This window comes from Bdellovibrio bacteriovorus (assembly GCF_001592755.1).
GTDB lineage: Bacteria > Bdellovibrionota > Bdellovibrionia > Bdellovibrionales > Bdellovibrionaceae > Bdellovibrio > Bdellovibrio bacteriovorus_E.
The window spans coordinates 500,449-517,282 of the sequence record NZ_LUKF01000016.1 but is presented as its reverse complement, the minus strand read 5'-3'; the positions used below and the strand labels follow the sequence as shown (position 1 = coordinate 517,282).

The window sequence follows — 16,834 nt, the reverse complement described above, 5'->3', positions numbered from 1 at the left end:
GAAAATCCCCTCGTCGTTTTGCATACAAATGCAAGATGTGTTGTGCGTAACTAAGGGGAAAATCTAAATGAAAAAAAGAAGTCTCAACTTTAAGTTGGCCTTTGTGATGGCCATTCTTGTGCTTGGTTCATTAACAATTGCCGGTATCGGTCTTACTCGTATGGAAGGCATCAACCTGTCCTTAAAATCTATTGTCGAAGAAAAAAGCCTGCGCGTTTCTTTAGTTAAAGACATCAAGGCTTTGTTCTATTTGCAAATGATGAATGAAAAGAATTTGATCTTAGAAGATTCTCCAGAAGCTATGGAAACGGCTTGGGGCTTGATGGAAAAGCGCCATGATGAAATGCTTAAAAAAATTGACTCTTTACATGCCATTTCTACCGAGACCGGAAAAAAGGAAATGGAACAATTTAAAGAAAATTATCTGACGTGGTGGAATACGACGGCGGAAGTAAAAAATCATTCAACCAAAGGTGATGATAAAGCCGCTTTAACTATGGCTCAGACAAAGGGCGCTCCCTTAAGAAAATTCGGAGAAGGGATCATCAACTCGACGGTCGAGCGCAACGAAAAACGCATGGAAGAAGAAGCGGCCATGGCACAAAGTAATTATGAGCACGCACGCATGCTGATGATCTTCGTAAGTGCCTTCGCGATTCTTTTAGGAACAGGTTTAGCGGGATTTGTCTTGGTTTCTTTAGGCAGAGCCATCAATACCGTGATCGAAAATCTATCCAGTGCTTCTATGCAGGTTTCAGGGGCGGCCCAACAGATTGCTTCTTCTTCCGAACAGCTTTCACAGGCCTCGACAGAGCAAGCGTCTTCTTTGGAAGAAACTGTAGCTACAATTGAAGAGCTTTCATCTATGGTGAAGGTCAACTCGAACAATGCGGCTGAAGCGGCTTCTTTGTCTAATGAGACAAGTTCGATTGCCACTCGTGGTGAACAAGAAATCCGCACGTTGGTGGGCTCGATGTCTGGTATTTCACAAGACTCTAAAAAAATCGCAGAGATCATTAACGTGATCGATGATATCGCCTTTCAAACGAATCTTCTGGCGCTCAACGCGGCTGTTGAAGCGGCCCGCGCGGGAGAACAAGGCAAGGGATTTGCGGTGGTGGCGGAAGCCGTAAGAACCTTGGCGCAAAGAAGTTCCTTAGCCGCGAAGGATATTACTGAACTGATCAAAACCTCTGTGGAGCGTATCGAGATCGGCAGTGAGCAAGCTGAGCGCAGTGGTGTGGTTCTTAATGAAATCGTCAATGCCGTGAAGAAGGTGACTCAATTAAACAATGAAATCGCGGCGGCAAGCACAGAACAAAGCAATGGCATTGCTCAGATCAGTAAGGCGATGAATCAATTGGATCAAGTAACGCAAATCAACGCGGGAACTTCTGAAGAGGCCGCAGCCTCCGCCGAAGAACTTTCAGCCCAAGCTGACAGCATGACTCAAGTGATTGCTACTTTAGTGGAAACTATTAAAGGCGAGCAGACGTTGGCGGCATCTCCGGTGCCTCCTCCGGTAAAGGCGCAGAAAGCCCGACCATCTTCAGCGACACCAAAAACGGTCGCAAAGACGAATGAAGACTTACTGCCCTTGAACGATGTGGCTTAATAAAGAAAAAAGGGAATCTTCACAGATTCCCTTTTTTAGTTTTCATCTTCTTTGTATTCGATGACGTTGACGGTGCGCTCTTTTTTAATTTGATTTAGGCGCTCATTGATTTGTTCGGCCAGTTCTTCCAGGTGTTTAAATTCATCTCCAGCTCGCAGTTTCAGAGGCGAAGATGTTCCCTCCAAAGAAGTCTTTAGAAAACGCTCGAAGGCATAAAGCGGTCCGGCAATTCGGTGCGAGATCAAACGACCCACAGCAAATAAGATGGCACAAAACGCGATACAGATAATTATAAAAGTGATGACGTAAGGAACCAGGAACTTATTCAATAAGAACGCGTTATTCCCCACCAGCTCTTGAATCGTCACTCGCATATATGTGTACGAGAACACCAAACAAATCAAAGTCAGACTTAAACCTACCGCCATCAGAATGAAGCAGTACTTCAGCTGAAATGGCATGTTCACCCAATATTGCTTACGAACATTGTTTTCAGGCCATAAAAGTTCGCCTTCACGAATGATCGCATAGACAATCAATGCATAACCTAACCATTGCAAAGCATCCGCTAAGTTGAATGCTGGACTTGAAAGCGATGGCGTACCCAAAACGATAAAGTCCACCACATAACCCCAGATAATCCGGTCGGTGACGTTGCCGATGATGCCGCCAATAAGAATGGAAAGACCACTTCGTAAAGTCAGGGACTTGATCGGCAAAAGGTATTGAATCAAAGCGTAAGTGCAAAGAAGGAACGCTCCACCCGTAGAAAGAGACACGATTCTTAGTACAGACGGCAAATCTGAAAACAGTCCCAACATTGCGCCGTGATTGTGATGCAAAACAAAGTGAACCGGACCAAAAGATTTTAGCTGTGTGATTCCTGTCGCCCAGATTTTCGTGACACGGTCCACGAGCCAGGTTGCGAGCAAAGGAAGAATCACTATAAGCCATTCGCGTTTTTTCATGCACTTCAGTCTAACAATTCATCCCAGTTCTTGCGAAGAAAAACTTCCGCCTTTACTATACCTAGACGGGGACGCCCGAGGGGAGCTGGACTTGAAATATCTTATTGCCACCATTTTGTTTTTTTCTGTTTTCGCGAACGCTCAAAAACCAGGGACGGAATCCAAAGATAAATTCGCAGATCTGCAAAAAGAATATCAGGCTCTTTTAAAAAAGTTCGGTGTGGATGCTAAAGACTTAGGCATGTATGCCACCGTGGGCGAAGGCGAAGAAATGAAAGTTCTTCTCGACACCAATGGCACGAAAGTGATGATTCCCGCGTCGATTTCGAAAATTGCCACAGCGTCGGCGGTGCTAGAGCACTTTCCTCCAGGCCACAGATTCAAAACTCAACTCTTATCCAACGTTGAACCGAAAAACGGTGTTCTTAAAGGGAATCTCTATCTAAAAGGGGGAGGCGATCCTTCTTTCGTTTCGGAAAACATGTGGTATCTGGTCAATGCTTTCACTCGCAATAACGTCAAGAAAATCGAAGGTGACATCATCGTTGACGACACTCTTTTTGACAAAGTCCGTTACGACCTCAGTCGACAAAAAGAACGAGTCGATCGTGCTTATGATGCTCCGGTGGGGGCGATGAGCTTTAACTGGAATTCGGTGAATATTTTCGTGCGCCCCAACGGTGTCGGCTCGAACGCGCAAGTTTTCATTGATCCAGAAAATGAATACATCCGTCTTATCAATCGGTCTAAAACAGTGTCTGGATCTGGAAATAATCTTTTAGCCGATCGAGAAGACGATAAGAAATTTCCCGGCGACGTGATTATAGTGGGCGGCTCTATTGGACAGGGCCTTAAAGAAATCGTGGTTTTCAAGAACGTGCAGCAACCCGACCTTTGGGCAGGCTATAACTTGAAAGCTTTTTTGGCTCAACGTGGAATTCAACTCACCGGAGAAGTGAAGAACGGTGTCACACCAGAGAAGTCAGACCTCTTAGCAGAGTCTGAAAGCAAGCCGATCGAGCAGATGGTTGCTGACATGAACAAGTTTTCGAACAACTACGTGGCGGAAATGCTGACAAAGAACCTGGGTGTTGCGAAAAAAGCAAAAGGTGCCACGTTGGCGGATGGCGTGCTAGTCATCAATGAGCATTTGCAAAGTCTGGGATTGCCCGCGGATCAGTACAAGATTAATTCGCCCTCGGGATTATCGCGTGAAAACAGAATCTCATCTTTTGCCATGTGGAAAGTTTTAGACCACTTGCGTGATGATTTCCGAGTCCAGCCCGAATTTCTTACGTCCTTGCCCATTGCCGGCGTCGATGGCACGCTCAAAAAGCGAATGAAGAACTCAGCGGCGGAACGTTGGGTGCGTGCTAAAACGGGATTCCTCACGAACGTCGTATCCTTAGCGGGTTACGCGGGATTAGAGGATGGTCGGGTTGTCACGTTTTCGTTTGTTTACAACGGGTCTACGGATGAAACAAAGATTCGTGCGTTTTTTGATAATTTACTTATCTATCTAGTAAAATAAGCCGAATGAGAACCAGGAAGGTGGACGTTCGATGAAAAAGCTGAGTGTCTCAATTTTATACGCGATTTTATCTGTTGCTCCAATCGCGGGAGCGCAAGGCGATATTGCTGCGCAAGTCGTGCCGCAAGTCTTAAGCAGAAGTCCTGAGGAGATTCGTCCTTGGCGTGCCCCTGTTTTTGCCGATCAGTCCGCAGCCTTGGGATACAACGAATCTGCTTTCTCTATTCCTAAAGGCATGGAAAAACAGGTTCAATTTTGGATCGACGTCTATACGAAATACACGACAGAGCAAGGTGTGATTCACGATGCAGAAAACGTGGAAACCGTTTACGAGATCGTCGATCTTAAAGGTTTAAAAACCGAGCGTGAAAAACAAAAGAAAGTCGATGAAGTGAAAAAGATCATCGCGGCTCGCTTGTCGACTCCTGAAGAAGGCGAACGTCTGCGTTTTCAGTTAGGTCAAAAAGACCGTATGCAAGACGCCATCTTTTATTCTGGCCGCTATCTTGAAGACATGGAAAAAATCTTCCGTGACAGCAAGGTTCCCGTAGAATTAACTCGTCTGGCTTTCGTAGAAAGCTCTTTTAATATTATGGCGCGTTCTAAAGTCGGTGCGAGCGGTATTTGGCAGATCATGCCTTACACGGCTCGTCCTTATAAAATGATTTCTCCTGTGGTGGACAAACGAAATCATCCTTTAGAGGCAACGAAACTGGCGGCGAAACTGCTTCGTCAAAACTACAGTATGTTAGAATCCTGGCCTTTGGCGGTGACTGGTTATAACCATGGCCCTACAGGCGTTTTGAAAATGACAAAGAGTTATGAAACTCGCGAGTTGGGTGAACTGATTCAAAATGTTCGCTCTCGTAAGAGTTTTGGTTTTGCTTCCCGCAACTTCTATGCAAGCTTCTTAGCGGCACTTGAAGTGGAAAAAAACGCGAACAAGTATTACGGCTCTGTGGTTTGGTCAAAACCCTTGCCGGCACAAGACTTAAAACTTCCCGTTTCAGTGAAGTACAAAGAGATTGTTAGTTGGTTCGACGGAGACGATTCAAAAGCGCAAGTTTACAATCCTCACCTGACACACAAGGCGCGCAAAGGACATCCGATCCCAGCGCAGACCGTGATTTCAGTTCCTAAAGATAAATACAATGTGGCTTTGATTTCATTGGCTAGAAAAGATCGTACGGTCGCGATGGAAGATAAAAAAGGTCGCTAGAGTTTTCCAAAATACGAAATAAAAAAGGGAGCTTTCGCTCCCTTTTTCTTTTTTAGGTGATCGTTTTTTATTTAGATAAAGTCGCCTTTAGCACGAGCACCTACGGAGGATGTCGCTGTGTTACCAGGCTCTAGATCTAAATATTTAAAGAACATTTGAGTGATTTCTTGCACGATGCCGGCATCATGAATGGCTTCTGGTCTATCGATAGACATTGTATTCACCAAACCGATGAAAGCATTCACAACAAGATAAGACACCTTTTCCATATCGCGACCCGGAATTTGTGGAAGATTGTAACGAACAACTTCCTGGAAGAAACGGATCGACTCGGACATATAAGATGCTTCAGCAACATAATATTGGATCGTTGTCAGTTTCGCGCGAAGTTCAGAGTTGCGGCGGATCGTGTCCACAGCAAGTTCAATCATCGCTCGTACTCGTTGCTCAGGCGGAAGTGGGGAAATCGCGCGCATCTTTTCACTGATGATGCGTTTATCTTCTTCAACGATATTTTTAACCACTGCTTGAACAACAGATTCTTTATTACCGAAGAATTGGTAAAGAGACCCGATGCTGACGCCGGCTTCTTTCGCGATTTTGTCTGTAGTAATAGAGTAGAAGCCTTCTGAAATAAGAAGACGAGAACAAGCATCTAAGATCGTGGCCACAGTCTGCCTTGAACGTTCTTGTGTTGGAGCTTTCACGATGATCTTAGTTTTCTTTGCTTTTTCTTTCTCAATAGATTGAGTCATGACCGAGTTATCCCTTCTAAATACGCACTTTTGGATTCGTGTCCTATGAGGACAGAATAAGGAGCATTGCAGATAGGGGCAAGTCTGGTTTTTTACAGAATTGTAATGAACCTGTAATGAACAGGTTCTAAGTATTGAATGTGATCGGTATTAGAATTTGCTTATTCAAGTTCCTGCGCGCAGTAAACTTCTGCTCGTTGAGTGTTGGCAGGATACGCCATGCTCTTTGCGAAAGTGGTGCACTGTTTTTTCGTTAAAGAGCGATTGAACCGGCGAAGACATTCCCAACGAACTTCATCTCCGGTGTCCGCGTATTCCATGCTTTTAGAAATGGCATGGCATTCTTTGATCGTGATGCCGCGAAGATCATAAAGACAAACCAGGCGAGCCTCTTCGGCGTTGGTTGAATACTCCATTTTCTTAGCGATATTTAAACAGGAAGAGACATTGAGCTGCGCTTTTTTCTGCTTCAAGCATTTCAGTCTTAAATCATCGCGTTGGTCCATGGCCAAACGACTTTTACCAGAGACCTGGCAAAGACTTTGGGCATAGGCCGACGTAAATGAAAAACACAGCATGAAGGCAACGAACAGCTTGAATTGGCGCATACGAATTTTCCCTCATGGCTGTATAGTGCAAAATGAAGGCGCCGTATTCTTCTTTATATTTGTTTTTAGGCAAGGAACCCTGTCTAACTTCGAGACAGGGGTCGAAAATGGCGGGGACTTGGGTGCGGCCGCTTTTCTAAAGTCCGGTGTGTAACAAACCGATACGTTAAGGGTCATAACAATTAGAGGTTCCTATGAAAGTTTCTGCACTGATCCTCAGTTTGTTTTTACCTTTTGCTGTCTTTGCGACTCCTAGGCAGGACGTAGAGAAAAAGATCATCGCCGATACGGCGTTAAGTCTTTCGCGTATCAAGTCACCCTCTGAAGCATTAGAAAAATTGAAACCTCGCTTGAATGAAGGCGAAGTGAAATATCTTGAAGGTCTTATACAGAAAAAACTGTGGGTCGAAATGCCCGAAGTGGCCAACGAAGACGGAATCATCACCTACAAGTTTTCTGATGGCACGAAGGTTTCAGTTGAAATAACGGACTATTTTCGGGGTGAATTCCTAGTCAACGGTCACAAGATCGAAGTCGATCGTTATAAAACTCTGGAAGAAAAGATGTCGTACTTGCGTCGATTGGTGAGTATGAAGATTTTGCCGGCGAAGTCCAAAGGCGCGGGCTTATGGTCTTTGTTCTTTCCTTACGCACAAGCTTCTTTAACCTGCAATATGGTGGTGAGTTCAGGATGTTTGGAAGTTTCTATGGCGGCCTCGTTGTGGCTGGTGCGAGAAACTTCTTCTGAATCTCCTTTAGCGCGCTGTCGCGACAACTATTATTTCAACAAGAATCAAGACATGACGAAGAAATGTCTTTCTCAGTACGGAAATAGCCAGGCCCTTTCAAGCATTCAGGAAATCAGTGAAATGCTGGCACAAACACCTAAGTCCACGATTGAAATCACGTGCAATAAAGGGGAAGGACCTCATATCTGGATCAACGGTGAAGAAGTCACCCGATTTAATAAAGGTCACAGTGCTTCGGACTATTCGGTGGCGATGGCGCAAGATCCGCAAATGAAGCTCAATAAACTTCCGGCGGCAGTTCTGCGTTGTTGCCAGAAACCTTCCGGTGATCCCTTGGCCGGTGAGTGTGAAAGTTTCGTCAACGAGCATCTAGGTTCAAAAGAAAAACGGGCCAAAGAATTTGGCGGCTCGAATGTTCGACTGCGTGGAAAAGCTTTGGAAGGAACCAGATAGAAAGAAAAAACCCAGCACAAGGCTGGGTTTTTTCGTTTATTAAGGCTTAAAGATCGGACCGTTTCCAGATCCTAAAACACGGTAAGGATTGTCAGAGTATTCAATCAAATACAGAACCGGTTCTAAGTTCTTTCTTTGCACTTCCGGAATCACGCCCGCTCCAGGGTAAAAACCGCCAGAGCCCCAGCCACTGTTTCCTGGATCTAATTCGAAAGTGAAAGAGATGATCTTGTGTTCTGCATAAGACCAATCCGTTGTATCCCCGCTGGCGATGTAAAGTTCGGAAGACTGCTGGGGAGTGTAGCCATTCCACTCGGCCATCTTTTTTGCCATGGTTTCATGGACTTGTTTGTCCTGGGCATTGGCGATGCTTTCATAAACATGACCCCACGGATACAAGATCAACTGTGAGTACGTGTGGAACGAAAGAAGAATCGTGATATTTTCGTGCGTGTCGACGTACTTCTTGATGGCCTGAGTTTCAGGTTCACTGAAAGCGTGCGGGCCGCGGTAAGTTTCACTGTTAGGACTTGTGCTGGCGCCTTCGCCGCCCCAGCCATACGCGTAGTTGCGATTGAGATCGACACCATAAGTGCCGTTGTTATTGCGTGTGCGATTTTTTCTCCAGGATTTATAACTTCCTGTCGAAATATCGTATTCCGCGCCATCGGGATTCACCATCGGAATAAAGTGAATATCACGGCTGTTCACCAAACGTTGAACGCGTGGATTGCCTTTCGCATACTCCGTTAAAAGATATTCCACATAGTAAATCGGAAGTTCGATCGACAGATGTTCGCGCGCATGATGTCCACCCATGAACACGGCGGCAGGTAAGGAGTCCGCTTGCGCCAGATTTCCAGAAATGCGAATCGCCCAGATATCGCGACCTTCTACAGATTTTCCAATGGAACTCATTTGCGCAATCGAGCTGTGGTTCGTAACCAGAGTGCGAAGTTTTTCTGTCATCTCCGCGTAGTTATGAAAAGCGGCATCTTTCGTCGGGAAATCCATCGCGTCCGTTAGCGGGAAGCTGACTTCTAAAAGACCCAAACGCTCAATCGCGTTTTTTTCTTCCAGGCTTCCAACACCGACGACGAAATCTTCGCGCGTGGTTTCAATGGCAAGACCTGTATTCGCGATCAAAGATCTTTCGAACTTATCTTTGGCGCGAACTTTCATCCAATATTGAGTGGAATCGACAGTGTATGCATTTTGAAAAGGCAAAAAGCCCACGGCGATAAAAGCGGCCGCAACGAGCACCTTGGTGATTTTCATAACCCCTCCTTGGGTTCTGACATGGCTGTCAGGAATACCTTAGTGTCATTTATCTATGTCGAGGTACAAGTCTTTAGTCGGTGCACACGGCCTTAGGTCTAGGCGAAAAGTTACCAGCGAATCGGTTCCGGCTCGATTTCAACACCGAACATGTTTTTCACATCCAAGCTGACCTGGTTGGCAAGCTTCCACACGTCATCCGCAGAGGCCCCGCCGTGATTTACAAGTACCAGGGCCTGCTTTTCAAACATGCCAACCGGTCCCAGTTTCTTACCCTTCCAACCAGCACGGTCAATCAACCATCCAGCCGCAAGTTTGAAATTCGTTTCTAAATACGGATAGCTCACCAAATCGGTGTGCCTCATTAAAATAGAATCGCGCATTTCTTTAGAAACAATCGGGTTCTTAAAAAAGCTGCCGGCATTACCAATAACACGGGGATCGGGAAGCTTCGTTTGGCGAATATGAATCACGGCATTTGCAATGGTGCGAGGATCCGCTGCTAATTGCTGGCGTTCAAGTTCTTTGCGGATGTCTCCGTATTCCAGATGCAAAACATTTTTCTTAGGTAAACGGAAGGTGACATCCCAAACTAGATAACGACCTGCGCCTTCTTGTTTGAAGAAGCTATCGCGATAAGCAAATTGGCATTCTTTATTTGAAAGAACTTTGGTTTCTCCGGATTTTAAATCCAGACAAGTGACTTCCCAAAGAGTGTCTTTGATCTCCACGCCATAGGCGCCGATATTCTGAATAGGGGCCGCACCGGCAGTGCCGGGAATCAAAGACAGATTTTCTAAACCCCAAAAGCCTTGCTGCAAAGTCCATTGAACAAAGTCATTCCAAACTTCGCCCGCTTGAACTTTGACGAACCAAAAGTCTTTGTCGTCAGCGACAAGTTCTTTACCTTGATTAGCAACTTTCAAAACCAGACCGGGAATGGATGAAGGAAGAACCAGGTTGCTACCGCCGCCCAAAATGTTCCAAGTCAGTTTTTTTAAAGAGGCGTCATCTTGAACGGCATGCAAATCAGACGGTGAACGAAGCTCCGCATAGTGTTCTGCCTGGGAACGTAATTGAAGTGTGTTAAATGAGCTTAAGTCAACTTTTGTGCGGATCTGCATGATCTACAGATTTTATTAGAAGCCAACGGCTTTGGCCATCATTCTTTCCAGAACTTGTTCTTTGTTAATAAAACAAATGCCAAGCCCCAAACCTTTGCTCCAAACCACTTCGGCGGCCACGTTGTGCGTACGACGAAGACTGTCCAGCTGGACAGTCATATTCAGAAGATCTCCTTTTTGCGGGACGTAATCACCTTGGGAAACTTCTAGAAAGGCGCCGGTTTCGGAAAGATTTTTTAGACTCGCAACCAGAATTCCAATATGCCCGTAAACTTCGATCTTCGCAGTTTCTTTAGTGGCAAAGCGTTTGGACGTTTTCATCGCGACTCCGAAAGGCATGGTTGCTAATTCTATTGTCGGAGGAAATATCGCGTTCGTAGAGTCCAAAATTCCGTGTTCTCAAAATGAGACTATAAATCTAGACCCTACTTGCGAATGTAAGTTAGAAACGAAAATGGAATTGGCACTTCCACATCACGACGTGCACTCAGTGTGAAAACATTTTCGTCAATTTGCGGGTAATAGGTGTCGCCCGGAAACTCTTGATGGATAAGGGTTAGATAGACTTTGTTCGTGATCGGCATGGATTGTTTGTAGATTTCTCCGCCGCCGATAATGAAAACTTCATCGCCCCATTTTGCTGTCAGTGGTTTGGCGTGCGCTACGGCCTCTTCAATCGAAGAGACAAAAACCACCGGACTGGATTCTGTCGAAGGGAAGCTTTGTTTCGACGGATCGCGGGTGATCACGATGTGATAGCGATTGGGAAGAGCTCGGCCATTGAAAGAATCAAAGGTCTTTCTGCCCATGATCATGATGTGACCCTTGGTTGTGTCGCGGAAAAATTTCATGTCCTCGGGAAGATCCCAGGGCAGCCCCCCTTGAGTTCCGATCACATGATTTTTCGAACAAGCCACAATATGGGTTAAAATCATACGGCCACCGGCGCTTTGATTGCGGGATGTGGATCGTAACCGACAATTTCAATGTCTTCGTATGTGAAAGCAAAAAGATCTTTCACTTCTGGGTTCAACTTCAATTGGGGCAGAGGACGGAAATCACGAGTCAGCTGCAACTGCGCTTGCTCTAAGTGATTCGTGTAAAGATGAGCATCTCCCAATGTGTGAACAAAATCACCGACGCCCAAACCGCAAACTTGCGCGATCATATGAGTCAGTAAAGCGTAGCTCGCGATATTGAACGGAACGCCCAAGAAAATATCGGCACTTCGTTGATACAGCTGACAAGAAAGTTTTCCGTCAGCGACATAGAATTGAAAGAACGCGTGGCAAGGTGGCAAAGCCATTTTATCTACGTCACCTGGATTGAAAGCCACCACCAACAAGCGGCGAGAGTTCGGATTTTTTTTGATTTGCTCAACCACGTTTGTGATTTGGTCAATGGTGCGACCGTCTGCGGTTTCCCACGAACGCCATTGTTTTCCATACACCGGTCCCAAGTTGCCGTTTTCGTCAGCCCACTCGTCCCAGATCGTCACTTTGTTATCGTGAAGATACTTGATGTTGGTTTCACCTTTAAGGAACCACAAAAGCTCATGAAAGATCGAGCGCGTGTGCAACTTCTTCGTTGTTAAAAGAGGAAAACCTTCTGCAAGGTTGTAGCGCATTTGATAACCAAAAGTAGAAATAGTTCCGGTCCCTGTGCGGTCTTCTTTTTTAGTGCCATTTTCAAGAACGAATTTAATAAGATCGTGGTACTGCTTCATCGATCCTCCCTGAGAGGTGCCCAATGACAGTATTTTTGAACCCGTCTTTTTTGTCTATGGAAATACGGCATATCGCATGGGACCATTGTTTTGTATCGTGTCATGAGGGCTTGCCATTGCCTATTTCATGCACATCTTATGAAGAGAAAAGGGGCCTAATATGATGTATTTACGTAAATCCGAAGACAGAGGCTATGCAGAATTTGGCGGTTGGCTGAAATCACGCCATTCCTTTTCATTTAGCGAGTATTACGATCCTCAATTTATGGGTTTTCGGGACATTCGCGTGATCAATCAAGATTGGATCGCGAAATCGGCGGGCTTTCCAGCCCATCCGCATAAAGATATGGAGATCATCACCTATGTCCTCAAAGGAAAGGTGGCACATAAAGACAGCCTAGGAAATGTCGGAGAAATCAAAGCCGGCGAAATTCAAACCATGCACGCGGGCACGGGCATTCGTCATAGTGAATACAATCCTTCAGACAGTGAAGAGCTTCAGCTTTTTCAAATTTGGATTTTACCTGATGTCGTCGGGGCCAAGCCCGGTTACACGCAACAGTCCTTTACGCGCGAACAAAAACTAAATCAGTTGAAGCTTTTGGTTTCGAAAGATGGGCGTGGGGATAGTCAGAAAATAAATCAAGATGTGGATCTTTATGCCGCGATCTTTGAACCTGGAGTGGAACAACAGGTCTCTCTTCGTCCCGGCCGTGGTGCTTATGTGCAATTGGCGGAAGGGGAGCTTGTCGTCAACGGGACGATTTTAAAATCGGGGGACGCTTTGGCGATCGAAAATGAAACGATGTTGAATATTAAAGCTAATAAAGAAACGGAATTTTTGTTCTTTGATCTTCGTTAACAAAAAGGGGCTCCTCGGCCCCTTTTTTTATTCTAAAACCGTGTTCCATTTTTCAAATTCTTTAGGCGGATCGGCCTGTAATGGAAATTTCGTCTGAGCCTTCGCAATTTCTCCCGCCGGGGAGGGGGTCGCAAGTTCGATGCCTCCGCGAAGAACGGTATCAAGAGCGTCAATTTTTAATTCGGATTTAAATAAACCCAACTTCGCGCTAATACCTGAAGAGCGCCAGAAAACAGTGTTCGTTCTGACAACTCGGACGTAACGATTTAAAATATTGATTTGCAAAAGAACGGTTTGACCTGTTTTAGACAAAGTTTCTTTGGTTACGGTGCCGATTTTCATTCCTCTGAAGGTCACAGAATCTCCAGAGCTGACGGATCCTAAGTCACTTGTTTCCAATTGATAAGTGCTGGTGTCTTCAAGTGGATCTTTGGACTCGCCTCCTTCTTTACCTTTAAATTCTGTTTTTAGTTCTCCACCGATTTTTCCAGGATCGACAGAAATGTAGGCGCCTTCGATCAAAGTTTCTAATCCGGAAACACCTTGCAAGCTGACCTTCGGAGTCACCAGCCAGAAGCGCGTTCCCGCAACGGCAAATTCTTCGGCGTGTTTTTGTAAGACAGCGTGGGCGATCACATCTTTTTTGTTTTCGGAAATAGTGACCTTTTGTACGTCACCAATAGTCACCCCACGATAGCGAATCTGTGTTTTCCCTGGCTGGATTTGAGATCCGTCCTCGAAAGATATTTTGATATGCGGACCTCTTTGTTGCCAATAGTCCCAAAAAAGCCAAGCGGAAATGGCAATCGCAAACGCGGGGAAAAGCCAGATATACCATCCGGCTTTCAGGGCTTTCACTTTTTGTTCGGTGGCTGTTTCAGTCATCACTTTCTCTTTCCCATAACATTTGTGGATCAAAATACGCCGAGGCGAGCATTGTAAATATCACGACAAGTAAAAACATGATGGAACCTGCTTCAGGACGAACCTCTGCAAGATTTCCTAATTTCATGACGGCCACTAAAACTGCCAATAAGAAAATATCCAACATCGACCACCGTCCGATGGCTTCTACGATGTGATAAAGAGTGGTTTTAAAACGCGGATTCTGATTGTTTTTGGCGGTGGCGGCCAAGTAAAACAGAACGATCAGTTTCATGAGCGGAATCAAAATACTTGCTAAAAAAACGATGATGGCGATGGGCCAATATCCCGTATCCGAAAGCTGAACGATCCCGCTCCAAATTGTCGATGTCGTACGATTTCCATAGATTTCCAAAGTCATAAATGGAAAGAAGTTAGCGGGAAGATAAAGAATCAAGGCCGTAAAGGAAAAAGCCGCCGTCAGCTTTGTGGATTTAGGATTCAGTCGCGTATTACGACTGCCACAGCGATCGCAGATAATCGTCGCGCGCACATGCACAGGCACTGGCATATGATAGCCACAAACTTCACAAACTAGATACCGTGTCGGGGCGCCTGCTTCAACCATGAAGATGATTTTAGCCTGAGCCTTTGAGTGGTCATGTTTCAAGGGGAAGGGTTGTTGAGATGCAAACGGGGCTTTGCGAATTAACAAAATAAAAAAGGGAGCCAAGGCTCCCTTTTTGAAATCACTTTTAGTGATGAATTACTGGAAGTTTTGAACTTGCGCAATGTAAGGAAGGTTGCGGTAGTAACCTTGGTAATCCAAGCCGTAACCAACAACGAAATCGTTTGGAATCTTGAAGCCAACATGATCGATTTCACATTTTACTTTTAAAGCATCCGGCTTTTCTAAAAGTGATACTGTTGTCAGGCTTTTTGGTTTGCGTGATAGGATCGCGTTTTTCAAGTAGTTCATCGTCAGACCCGTATCGATGATGTCTTCAACCAGAATCACGTGGCAGTTTTCAACCGGGCTTGCCAAGTCCAATGTTACTTTCACTTCACCAGAAGAAGAAGTTCCACCATGGTACGAAGCCACGCCAAAGAATTCACAAGTGATGTCTGCATTGATGTTGCGGATCAAGTCAGAGTAGAACATGAAAGAACCCTTCAAAACGCAGACTGCGACAACTTTTTCATTTTTAAATTTCTTAGAAAGAGTCTCGCCCAACTCTTTTACTTTTGCCTGAATTTGTTCTTCAGTGATGTAAGGTTTCAGTGAAAGGTTTGTCATAGTGCTCTCTCCATATCTACACAAAAGAGTTGTTCATGATCTCGCCAAAGCCGCCGCCGCCAGGCACGATGTATTGTTTATCGTTCAGGCCGCGCTCTTGATCCCAAAATTCCCCAGGAATAGCCTCTAAAACTGCCGCAGAAGACAGTCCTCGGTCAAGCCTTAAGGCATAGATCACGACATCAGGGTGGGCGGTGAGAACATTCTTCAAATATTCAGGGGTTACAATCAGGTTTAACGCGATAAACTTTTTCGCGGGACCTTCGATATGGGTCTTATAGTGGTCCACAGCGGTAATCATTGTATTGCCCGTGGCACCCATCGGGTCGGGGAAAATGACATGGGCGTCTTTCACATCACCCCCGATTTTCATACCGCCGAACTCGGCTCCCGTGACCTTGTCCTTGTTGTTCGTCACCCGCGCCGCAAAGATATGATCTTGGCGGACGTTCTGCGGTTTTAAGGAAAAATGCAGAGCATTGTAGCAAATATGGCTGGGGTAAGTACCCGCACGTGCCAGGTTCACACTGACTGCCTTTTGCTCTGCCGACAGACGCACGCCCTGAAGCTTTTTATCGGGATGAACATCCGTCATACGCGTGGGCTGCGTGAAGTTTTCCAACTTAAATTCATTGTTCATGATGATAGATATCAAGTGAGTGTAAAGCACTTCCACGATGCGGTTGATTTCGGGTTGATAGCAGTCCGGAGAGCACAAGCGGGCTAGAAGACCACTCAGAAAAGGACTGTCAATGATGTGCACCTGAGACCCGTATTTGTGTCCCAGTTCCTGATGAAATCCCATAAATGACCTTTGGTGATTAGTTGCCTTTAACGAACTCGATGAAAATCACAAACTCGCTGTCACCGGCTCTGAAGCGCGGCGAACGCAAAATTTTGAAAACATCAATGGCTGTTAGTTCGTCTTCGTTTTCAAGATTCGAGTGCGGCGGCATGACGCCCGCTAAGAAAAATCCTGTGCGGCCACCGATTTCGAAAATCGCGGGGAAAGATTTGCGTTGCACTTCGAAAGTTCCCGAAGGTGTGGGGTCTTTCCAAGTTCTTTGAATCTCCAAATTTCCGCGAAGCGTGTTGCCTTCGATTTCACTGATTTCAAAAAAAGTTGTCAGACCGATTTCTACGGAAGGGTCTCTGCGGTCTTTAATTGAATAAGACCACTGTAAAGTGCGAGCACCATCTAAAGCACGATCTTCTTTGTGAAGAATAGTGATCTGAGGGCGATTGATATTCGAATCAACGGTTGGAAGAATACCTGCTACGTAGTCATTGAAGTTCATGAACTGCCCCGTGCTACGGCTGGCCCCCATGATGGCGTTTAAACTGCCTCGTCCTACTTCCGCGTAATACACCACCAAGTGAGAACCATCTTTAGCGCCCGCGCGTGCCGATTTTTCAGTGGCAGAGGGAGACGGAGTCGCCGTAGCCGTTGGGTTTGCCCCAGCAGCGGGAGCGACCTTAAACGCACTCACCGTACCGTCCGTTGCATCATTATCGGAAGCCATATCTGCGGGCTCTTGAGAGGCCTGTTCTGTAGGTTCTGAATCCACGGCTTCCGCTAAAGAGGCCACGGAAGTGTTTGAAGAAGGATTAATTTGAACCGTGGATTTAAGATAACTCACCCGGCGTTCAAGATTCTGCTGACCTTTTTGGTAAAGGCTGATTCCCACGCCACCCGCAACCGCCACCAAAAGTGAAAGTTGAACCAAAGGATTTCCAAAAACCCGTTTCCACATAGGAGGTGTCGCAGGTTTGAAGTTCTCCATA

At 45.7% G+C, this 16,834-nt stretch carries 18 protein-coding genes; 5 read left to right on the top strand and 13 right to left on the bottom strand.

Annotated elements, in window-relative coordinates; all coding sequences use genetic code 11:
- Nucleotides 1-67: 67 nt before the first annotated feature.
- On the top strand, nt 68-1,615 hold the full coding sequence (locus tag AZI85_RS12135; protein WP_081110999.1) for a methyl-accepting chemotaxis protein: 1,548 nt from the start codon (nt 68-70) through the stop codon (nt 1,613-1,615).
- 35 nt (nt 1,616-1,650) lie between these two features.
- Here the strand turns inward: AZI85_RS12135 and AZI85_RS12130 are convergent, their stop codons facing one another.
- A complete protein-coding gene (locus AZI85_RS12130) occupies nt 1,651-2,583 on the bottom strand; it encodes a signal peptidase II (protein WP_063205060.1) in 933 nt (310 codons plus the stop codon).
- 91 nt (nt 2,584-2,674) lie between these two features.
- Between AZI85_RS12130 and dacB the strand changes: the two genes are divergently transcribed.
- Nucleotides 2,675-4,114, top strand: a complete 1,440-nt coding sequence (dacB, locus tag AZI85_RS12125; RefSeq protein WP_253720970.1) for a D-alanyl-D-alanine carboxypeptidase/D-alanyl-D-alanine endopeptidase — start codon at nt 2,675-2,677, stop codon at nt 4,112-4,114.
- Nucleotides 4,115-4,145: 31 nt separating this feature from the next.
- Nucleotides 4,146-5,333: a lytic transglycosylase domain-containing protein gene (locus tag AZI85_RS12120; RefSeq protein WP_063244281.1), complete on the top strand. Its 1,188-nt coding sequence runs from the start codon at nt 4,146-4,148 to the stop codon at nt 5,331-5,333.
- 71 nt (nt 5,334-5,404) lie between these two features.
- Here the strand turns inward: AZI85_RS12120 and AZI85_RS12115 are convergent, their stop codons facing one another.
- Nucleotides 5,405-6,088 carry a TetR/AcrR family transcriptional regulator gene (locus AZI85_RS12115; RefSeq protein ID WP_063244280.1) on the bottom strand — a complete coding sequence of 228 codons (684 nt, stop codon included), beginning with the start codon at nt 6,086-6,088 and terminating at the stop codon, nt 5,405-5,407.
- A gap of 161 nt (nt 6,089-6,249) precedes the next feature.
- Nucleotides 6,250-6,696 carry a hypothetical protein gene (locus tag AZI85_RS12110; protein ID WP_063244279.1) on the bottom strand — a complete coding sequence of 149 codons (447 nt, stop codon included), beginning with the start codon at nt 6,694-6,696 and terminating at the stop codon, nt 6,250-6,252.
- A 194-nt stretch (nt 6,697-6,890) separates the two neighbouring features.
- On the opposite strand from AZI85_RS12110, the gene AZI85_RS12105 reads away from it, so the two are divergent.
- The gene (locus AZI85_RS12105) at nt 6,891-7,898 is read left to right on the top strand and encodes a hypothetical protein (RefSeq protein ID WP_063244278.1); all 1,008 of its coding nucleotides are present in this window, start codon (nt 6,891-6,893) and stop codon (nt 7,896-7,898) included.
- Nucleotides 7,899-7,937: 39 nt separating this feature from the next.
- On the opposite strand, the gene AZI85_RS12100 is transcribed toward AZI85_RS12105, so the two are convergent.
- The 5 genes from AZI85_RS12100 to AZI85_RS12080 form a co-directional block, all read right to left on the bottom strand.
- Nucleotides 7,938-9,176, bottom strand: coding sequence for a M14 family metallopeptidase (locus AZI85_RS12100; RefSeq protein WP_063244277.1), 1,239 nt, complete (start codon nt 9,174-9,176; stop codon nt 7,938-7,940).
- Between the two features lie 110 nt (nt 9,177-9,286).
- On the bottom strand, nt 9,287-10,300 hold the full coding sequence (gene murB / locus AZI85_RS12095) for a UDP-N-acetylmuramate dehydrogenase (RefSeq protein WP_063244276.1): 1,014 nt from the start codon (nt 10,298-10,300) through the stop codon (nt 9,287-9,289).
- Nucleotides 10,301-10,315: 15 nt separating this feature from the next.
- The gene (locus tag AZI85_RS12090) at nt 10,316-10,621 is read right to left on the bottom strand and encodes a PilZ domain-containing protein (RefSeq protein ID WP_155722488.1); all 306 of its coding nucleotides are present in this window, start codon (nt 10,619-10,621) and stop codon (nt 10,316-10,318) included.
- A gap of 104 nt (nt 10,622-10,725) precedes the next feature.
- On the bottom strand, nt 10,726-11,235 hold the full coding sequence (locus tag AZI85_RS12085) for a dihydrofolate reductase (RefSeq protein ID WP_063244275.1): 510 nt from the start codon (nt 11,233-11,235) through the stop codon (nt 10,726-10,728).
- Nucleotides 11,232-12,026 carry a thymidylate synthase gene (locus tag AZI85_RS12080; protein ID WP_063244274.1) on the bottom strand — a complete coding sequence of 265 codons (795 nt, stop codon included), beginning with the start codon at nt 12,024-12,026 and terminating at the stop codon, nt 11,232-11,234. Before AZI85_RS12080 ends, AZI85_RS12085 begins: the two co-directional genes overlap by 4 nt.
- A 160-nt stretch (nt 12,027-12,186) precedes the next feature.
- On the opposite strand from AZI85_RS12080, the gene AZI85_RS12075 reads away from it, so the two are divergent.
- A complete protein-coding gene (locus AZI85_RS12075) occupies nt 12,187-12,888 on the top strand; it encodes a pirin family protein (protein WP_063244273.1) in 702 nt (233 codons plus the stop codon).
- A gap of 27 nt (nt 12,889-12,915) precedes the next feature.
- On the opposite strand, the gene AZI85_RS12070 is transcribed toward AZI85_RS12075, so the two are convergent.
- Genes AZI85_RS12070 through AZI85_RS12050 form a run of 5 tightly spaced genes read right to left on the bottom strand, consistent with a single transcriptional unit; the run spans nt 12,916 to nt 16,833 of the window.
- The gene (locus AZI85_RS12070; protein ID WP_063244272.1) at nt 12,916-13,773 is read right to left on the bottom strand and encodes an MlaD family protein; all 858 of its coding nucleotides are present in this window, start codon (nt 13,771-13,773) and stop codon (nt 12,916-12,918) included.
- Nucleotides 13,766-14,485, bottom strand: a complete 720-nt coding sequence (locus tag AZI85_RS12065; protein ID WP_253720969.1) for a paraquat-inducible protein A — start codon at nt 14,483-14,485, stop codon at nt 13,766-13,768. Before AZI85_RS12065 ends, AZI85_RS12070 begins: the two co-directional genes overlap by 8 nt.
- Nucleotides 14,486-14,518: 33 nt before the next feature.
- On the bottom strand, nt 14,519-15,049 hold the full coding sequence (hpt, locus tag AZI85_RS12060) for a hypoxanthine phosphoribosyltransferase (protein ID WP_063205048.1): 531 nt from the start codon (nt 15,047-15,049) through the stop codon (nt 14,519-14,521).
- 16 nt (nt 15,050-15,065) lie between these two features.
- Complete coding sequence (locus tag AZI85_RS12055; protein WP_063244271.1) at nt 15,066-15,854, bottom strand: uracil phosphoribosyltransferase; 789 nt, start codon at nt 15,852-15,854, stop codon at nt 15,066-15,068.
- A gap of 16 nt (nt 15,855-15,870) precedes the next feature.
- The gene (locus AZI85_RS12050; RefSeq protein ID WP_253720968.1) at nt 15,871-16,833 is read right to left on the bottom strand and encodes a hypothetical protein; all 963 of its coding nucleotides are present in this window, start codon (nt 16,831-16,833) and stop codon (nt 15,871-15,873) included.
- Between the last annotated feature and the right edge of the window lies 1 nt (nt 16,834).

Excerpts from the sequence above, each read along its gene's own strand:
- AZI85_RS12135 (WP_081110999.1), top strand. The coding sequence starts at position 68 with ATGAAAAAAAGAAGTCTCAACTTTAAGTTGGCCTTTGTGATGGCCATT.
- AZI85_RS12130 (WP_063205060.1), bottom strand. The coding sequence starts at position 2,583 with ATGAAAAAACGCGAATGGCTTATAGTGATTCTTCCTTTGCTCGCAACC.
- AZI85_RS12120 (WP_063244281.1), top strand. The coding sequence starts at position 4,146 with ATGAAAAAGCTGAGTGTCTCAATTTTATACGCGATTTTATCTGTTGCT.
- AZI85_RS12115 (WP_063244280.1), bottom strand. The coding sequence starts at position 6,088 with ATGACTCAATCTATTGAGAAAGAAAAAGCAAAGAAAACTAAGATCATC.
- AZI85_RS12110 (WP_063244279.1), bottom strand. The coding sequence starts at position 6,696 with ATGCGCCAATTCAAGCTGTTCGTTGCCTTCATGCTGTGTTTTTCATTT.
- AZI85_RS12105 (WP_063244278.1), top strand. The coding sequence starts at position 6,891 with ATGAAAGTTTCTGCACTGATCCTCAGTTTGTTTTTACCTTTTGCTGTC.
- AZI85_RS12100 (WP_063244277.1), bottom strand. The coding sequence starts at position 9,176 with ATGAAAATCACCAAGGTGCTCGTTGCGGCCGCTTTTATCGCCGTGGGC.
- murB (WP_063244276.1), bottom strand. The coding sequence starts at position 10,300 with ATGCAGATCCGCACAAAAGTTGACTTAAGCTCATTTAACACACTTCAA.
- AZI85_RS12090 (WP_155722488.1), bottom strand. The coding sequence starts at position 10,621 with ATGAAAACGTCCAAACGCTTTGCCACTAAAGAAACTGCGAAGATCGAA.
- AZI85_RS12085 (WP_063244275.1), bottom strand. The coding sequence starts at position 11,235 with ATGATTTTAACCCATATTGTGGCTTGTTCGAAAAATCATGTGATCGGA.
- AZI85_RS12080 (WP_063244274.1), bottom strand. The coding sequence starts at position 12,026 with ATGAAGCAGTACCACGATCTTATTAAATTCGTTCTTGAAAATGGCACT.
- AZI85_RS12075 (WP_063244273.1), top strand. The coding sequence starts at position 12,187 with ATGATGTATTTACGTAAATCCGAAGACAGAGGCTATGCAGAATTTGGC.
- AZI85_RS12070 (WP_063244272.1), bottom strand. The coding sequence starts at position 13,773 with ATGACTGAAACAGCCACCGAACAAAAAGTGAAAGCCCTGAAAGCCGGA.
- hpt (WP_063205048.1), bottom strand. The coding sequence starts at position 15,049 with ATGACAAACCTTTCACTGAAACCTTACATCACTGAAGAACAAATTCAG.
- AZI85_RS12055 (WP_063244271.1), bottom strand. The coding sequence starts at position 15,854 with ATGGGATTTCATCAGGAACTGGGACACAAATACGGGTCTCAGGTGCAC.
- AZI85_RS12050 (WP_253720968.1), bottom strand. The coding sequence starts at position 16,833 with ATGGAGAACTTCAAACCTGCGACACCTCCTATGTGGAAACGGGTTTTT.